Origin of the sequence: Leclercia barmai (assembly GCF_049312895.1) — a bacterium.
GTDB lineage: Bacteria > Pseudomonadota > Gammaproteobacteria > Enterobacterales > Enterobacteriaceae > Enterobacter > Enterobacter barmai.
Genome location: NZ_JBMNWZ010000024.1, coordinates 1 through 300 on the forward strand (window position 1 = coordinate 1; position 300 = coordinate 300).

Sequence of the window (300 nt, forward strand, 5' to 3'; positions counted from 1 at the left end):
TTTTTACTGATGCTGCGTTGCGGCGACACTCACATACTTCAGTATGCTTTGTGTCACCACACCTTGCCTCAGAAAAAATTACCGGTACAGAGATGACCACGATGGGGCTATAGCTCAGCTGGGAGAGCGCCTGCCTTGCACGCAGGAGGTCTGCGGTTCGATCCCGCATAGCTCCACCATCTTTACTGCGACAACATGAAAACTTCAGAGTGTACCTGCGAAGGTGCGCTGCGAAGTTTTGCTCTTTAAAAATCTGGATCAAGCTGAAAATTGAAACGACACACTGTGTCTGTTCTCCGT

At 49.3% G+C, this 300-nt stretch carries 1 tRNA gene; it reads left to right on the forward strand.

Going from position 1 to position 300, the window contains the following annotated elements:
- Positions 1-103 precede the first annotated feature (103 nt).
- A tRNA-Ala gene (locus tag ACOYA6_RS23055) sits at positions 104-179 on the forward strand.
- Positions 180-300: the final 121 nt, after the last annotated feature.